The 4,427-nt window shown below is 69.2% G+C and carries 7 protein-coding genes; 5 read left to right on the plus strand and 2 right to left on the minus strand.

The genetic code is table 11. The annotated features are described in order from the left end of the window. Together ACIP82_RS37665 and ACIP82_RS37670 are read left to right on the plus strand one after the other, a co-directional pair. On the plus strand, positions 1-238 hold a 238-nt coding region (locus ACIP82_RS37665; RefSeq protein WP_400660287.1), incomplete at its 5' end, for a hypothetical protein. 23 nt (positions 239-261) lie between these two features. Then, positions 262-402 (plus strand): hypothetical protein, encoded by a 141-nt coding sequence (locus ACIP82_RS37670; RefSeq protein WP_363609338.1) that lies wholly within the window; start codon positions 262-264, stop codon positions 400-402. Positions 403-463: 61 nt separating this feature from the next. On the opposite strand, the gene hisS is transcribed toward ACIP82_RS37670, so the two are convergent. Then, positions 464-1,771 (minus strand): histidine--tRNA ligase, encoded by a 1,308-nt coding sequence (gene hisS / locus ACIP82_RS37675; RefSeq protein ID WP_400660290.1) that lies wholly within the window; start codon positions 1,769-1,771, stop codon positions 464-466. Positions 1,772-2,276: 505 nt separating this feature from the next. Here hisS and ACIP82_RS37680 point away from each other — a divergent pair. Continuing rightward, positions 2,277-3,044 carry a class I SAM-dependent methyltransferase gene (locus ACIP82_RS37680; protein WP_400660292.1) on the plus strand — a complete coding sequence of 256 codons (768 nt, stop codon included), beginning with the start codon at positions 2,277-2,279 and terminating at the stop codon, positions 3,042-3,044. A 104-nt stretch (positions 3,045-3,148) separates the two neighbouring features. Here the strand turns inward: ACIP82_RS37680 and ACIP82_RS37685 are convergent, their stop codons facing one another. Then, positions 3,149-3,325 carry a hypothetical protein gene (locus tag ACIP82_RS37685; protein WP_400660295.1) on the minus strand — a complete coding sequence of 59 codons (177 nt, stop codon included), beginning with the start codon at positions 3,323-3,325 and terminating at the stop codon, positions 3,149-3,151. 347 nt (positions 3,326-3,672) lie between these two features. Between ACIP82_RS37685 and ACIP82_RS37690 the strand changes: the two genes are divergently transcribed. Both ACIP82_RS37690 and ACIP82_RS37695 read left to right on the plus strand, forming a co-directional pair. Continuing rightward, on the plus strand, positions 3,673-3,897 hold the full coding sequence (locus ACIP82_RS37690) for an NUDIX domain-containing protein (protein ID WP_400660297.1): 225 nt from the start codon (positions 3,673-3,675) through the stop codon (positions 3,895-3,897). A gap of 244 nt (positions 3,898-4,141) precedes the next feature. Next, positions 4,142-4,336: a hypothetical protein gene (locus tag ACIP82_RS37695; protein WP_400660300.1), complete on the plus strand. Its 195-nt coding sequence runs from the start codon at positions 4,142-4,144 to the stop codon at positions 4,334-4,336. The last annotated feature ends 91 nt before the right edge of the window (positions 4,337-4,427 follow it).

Here is a 4,427-nt window from a genome sequence, read left to right on the forward strand (position 1 = left end):
CGCGATCGCCACCGTGATCCTCGGCGTCCTCGCGACCCTGAGGATGCCGCACCCCGGCGAACGGGCAACCACCCCGCCACCGCCCCCGATCACCCGCCACGGCCGCTGGGAACTGCGCCAACTCCCCGACGGCACCGCCGAATACACCTGGATCGCCCGCCAGGCCGGCCACTACGGCCCCGAGACCGGCCGACCGTCCGCCCCGAGTGCGACTTCTTTGATGCGCTCGCCGCCCTGACCGCCAACACCGAGCGCTGGGAGGTGGCTTGGCGCAAGGAGCGTGAGACCGGAGTCATCGACCGGTTGACCACGATCGAGTGCGACCTGGCGTCGATCGAGGCGCCGATGCACTGCGACACCTGCAAGAAGACCATCACCGCCGTCCTGTACCTGGACGAGTAGGTGCCATGAGCACGGTGCCCCGTTCCCGGATCGTTCGGGGGCGGGGCACCGTCGTGTTCGTCTACCGGGCGAAGTGTTCCGCCACCTGGTCAACGGGGTGCGTCGTCTGCTCGCCCGAGGCCATGTCCCGGACGATCACCTCTCCGGCCTCCCGCTCCCGCTCGCCGTAGATCAGGCAGAACCGGGCGCCCTGGTCTGCGGCCCACTTCATCTGCCGGGCCAGCTTCCCGCTCGACCCCAGGTAGACGCCCGTGCGCTGTCCGGTGCGGCGGATGGCGGCAGCCATGCGGAACGCGTCGTCGGCCAGGGCCTCGCCGAGCACGGTCACGGCAACGTCCAGTGCGGGTGCCGGCTGCTGAGCGGCGGAGGACAGCAGTGGCAGAATCCGTTCGATACCCAGCGAGCCGCCGCACGCGGGTGTGTCACTGCCGGACATTCGCCCGATGAGTCCGTCGTACCGGCCGCCGGAGGCGATCGAGCCGGGCATGCCGGGCGCCGTCACCTCGTAGATGACGCCCGTGTAGTAGTCCAGCCCGCGAACCAGGCTGGGCGCGAACACGATGCGTCCGGGCGGGACGGTCCCGGAGAGCAGGGAGAGCAGCCGGTCCACCTCGGCCAGTCCTTCCTGGCCGGTCGCGCTGCCCTTCAGCTCCTTCCGGATCCGGTCCGTGGCATCCGGGGCGGTGAGGTCGTCCACAAGCCCGTGAGCGGTCGTCCCGGGCGCACCGCGACCGGCCACGAGCTCCCGGACCACCTCGTCGGGTGAGAGCTTGTCGAGCTTGTCCAGGGTGATCAGCACCCCGCCCCCCTGGTCGGCCGGGACCCCGTACACCTCCAGCAGCCCGGCGAGCGTCTTTCGGCTGTTCACCAGGAACCGGAACTCCGGGACGCCGAGCCGTTCCAGTGCTTCGTGCAACGCCGAGACCACCTCGGCATCCGCGAGGGGGGACGCTGTTCCCACCACGTCCAGGTCGCACTGGACGAACTCGCGGAACCGGCCCCTGCCCGGTCGGTCGGCCCTCCACACCGGGGCCAGTGCATACCGCTTGTACGGCACCGGCAGTTGGCTGCCGTAGGCCGCCACCACCCGGGCAAGGGGGACGGTGTGGTCGTACCGCAGGGCCAGATCCGCCTCCCCGCCGGCCTCGTGCTCACCGCGGCGAAGGATCTTGAACACAAGCTTGTCGCCCTCGTCGCCGTACTTGCCCGTCAGTACTTCCAGCCGCTCGAAGGCGGGCGTCTGGAGGGGCTGGAAGCCGTACCGGCCGAACACCTCTCGGACTGTGGCGAACGCCCGTTCGCGGGCGTCGGACTCCACGGCGAGGAAGTCGCGGGTGCCGGACGGGGGGAGGAAACTGTCTGTTGCCATGGCCTAGATGATTCCCCATCAGGCGCGCGCCCCGAGCGAGATCGGGCCGTATGGCCGGCGCGATTCAGATCGGTTCCCGCCGCGGTGCGCGGGCCCTCGCCGCCTCGGCGAGGGCCCGCTGCGGTCAGGCCGGGCCGGGCCGTCAGAGGTCGCGCAGCATGCAGGTCAGGCGGACGGAATACCCAGTCAACGTTGCATGACGAGCCACCAACTGCCGCTGTTGGGCCAATGGCCCTGGCAGGTTTGAGAGGGCGGTAAGTAAAGCGATGTCCGCATTGTTCCCTTGCACCGTTGATGGCCACTTTTGCACGGTTGCTGGCCATAGTTTTCGCCCCACCTGGCCAACCTGAGCATGCCTCGGCTCCCAGCACCGCGCTGATCCTCTGACCCACAACGGCTATGCCAATCAGCTCTGGAGCTTGCCCCAACTGCGCGTCACCGCCCCGGGCGCGAGGTCGCGCGATATTCCACGTGCCGACCCGCCGCCCCTGTCAGGATGCCTGGCATGACGATGCGTGCACTCAGCTTCGGGGCGATGGCCCACGCGTACGAACGGTTCCGCCCGGGATATCCGGTCGAACTCCTCGACCTGGTGCTGGCGTACGCGCGTCGGCCGGTGCGGACCGCCCTGGAGATCGGCGCCGGAACGGGCAAGGCAACCCGCCTGTTCGCCGAGCGCGGGGTCTCGGTCACCGCGACCGAGCCCGACGAGGCAATGCTCGCCGAGCTGCGCAAGCACGTGCCAGCCGGGGTCAAGACGGAGCGGGCCGCATTCGAGGAGCTGCCCTTGGGCAAGCGGTACGGGCTGGTCTACGCGGCGGCGGCGCTGCACTGGACGAACCCGGCGGGCCGCTGGCCGCGAATGGCGGCGCTGCTGGAGCCCGGCGGCGTGTTCGCCTCGTTCGGCGGCCCAATCCGGCTGGCCGACTTGGAATTGGCACAGGCCGTCCAGAAGGCCCAGGTACCGTTCCTGGACACCGACGAGATTCCGTCCCCTGATGGCACACTGCCCGAGCAGGCCATGCAGTGGCCGGGCACCGAACTCCAGCAGTCCGAGTGGTTCACCGACGTGCGGCAGGCCGAGATCGAACGGCGGCTCACGATGACTGCTCGCGAGTACATGGACCACCTGTCGACCATCTCGGCCTACCTGATCCTGTCGGCCACGGACCGGGAGCAGGTGTTCCGCCAGATCCGGGAGGTGCTTCCCGCCGCGGTCGAGCTGAACGCTGACCTGACTGTGCACCTCGCCCGCCTCCGACCGCAGGAGTAGCACGGCGCCCCAGGCCGGTTCACCCCGGTCGGCCGGGCGCCCGCCCGCTGGCCAAGCAGCCTTTCGGTTGGGGTAGGTGGGCTGGTCGCGGGCTCGTCAGACTCCTATGGCCGCGGCTGAGTGAACAACCCTTGCTCGGGCTCGACCAGGACTCCGCGCTCGACCAGCCGCTTGAGCTTCAATCGGACGTTGTTGACGGTGTTGGGCGCGGTCTCCAGGTCGATCGCCTCGCACACGGCCCTGGCCCGTAGTGGGGTGTCGGCCGCGGCGAACACCGTCATGATCTGTGGGGCGCCTACGTGCAGTTCTGGCCGCCGGTTCTGTGCGTGAGTCCGAGTCGCCGAGAGGCGGTCCGCGACCAGCGACGGCGGGAGGCGGGGCGGCGCCGGCAGCAAGCTGCGCTCCTTCTCGCGTGGGAGAAGCGGCCCGCTACCGAGGCCGGGCTGGACCGACTGATGCAGGACATTCTGCGCAGCGAGAACCCCGCAGACTCCGACCGGTTCCGCTGACCACCCGCACGGGTGCAGGAAGGGCTGTCTTGGCCACTCGTTCGGGTTGCAGGCCCGTTCGTCCTGTTGGCAATCCCCCGGGTGGTCGGTCGGAGCGGGACCTACAGAAAGGAACCGATGTGCCAACCGCCGCACCCGGACACCCTGTTACGGCCTACGTGCTATGCACCGATCTGGCGTTCCGGCTGCTGCTCGTCCAGGCCGCCGGTCTCGGGAGTTGGCACCTGCCCGGCGGGGTCGTCGAAGCCGGCGAGTCACCGTTGGATGCTGCCCGCCGGGAGTTCCGCGAGGAACTGGGGCTCAACGCTGATCTTCAGGGCGACGACCTGTTCGCGGTCGAGTAGGCGCAAGCCCGTCGCACTGGCGCTCGTGACCGACTCGTCTTCCTGTGGGCCGGACCGATGCTCAGCACCGCCGACACGGACCGGATCTCCCTCCAGGCCCGGGAGTTGTCGGCGTGGCGCTGGGTGACCCGCGAGGAAGCCAAGACGGTTCTTCACCCGGCCGTCGCCGCGCGAATCAGGGCGCCCCTCCAGTTCCCCGGGCGCGTTACCTATCAAGAGACCCGACACGAAAGGACAGACTGACATGACCACGGACTTCCCGAAGCGGCTTCTCCGGATCGGGACGCGAAACTCCCCGCTCACTCTCGCGCAGACGGACATGGTGATCGCCGCCCTGAAGGATCACGAGCCGGAGCTTCAGGCGGAGGTGGTGCCGGTCACCACCGAAGCCGACCTGTGGCAGGGCGACTTGGCCCAGCTGGGCGCCAAGGGGCTCTAGGGCGCGTATTCGGTCGTGATCAATCTGTGTGATTCACCTTCGCGGCGGGTCCTGATCCGGTAGACCGTGGTGTGTGACGCGAGCGCAACTG

Origin of the sequence: Kitasatospora sp. NPDC088548 (assembly GCF_044753005.1) — a bacterium.
Lineage (GTDB): Bacteria > Actinomycetota > Actinomycetes > Streptomycetales > Streptomycetaceae > Kitasatospora.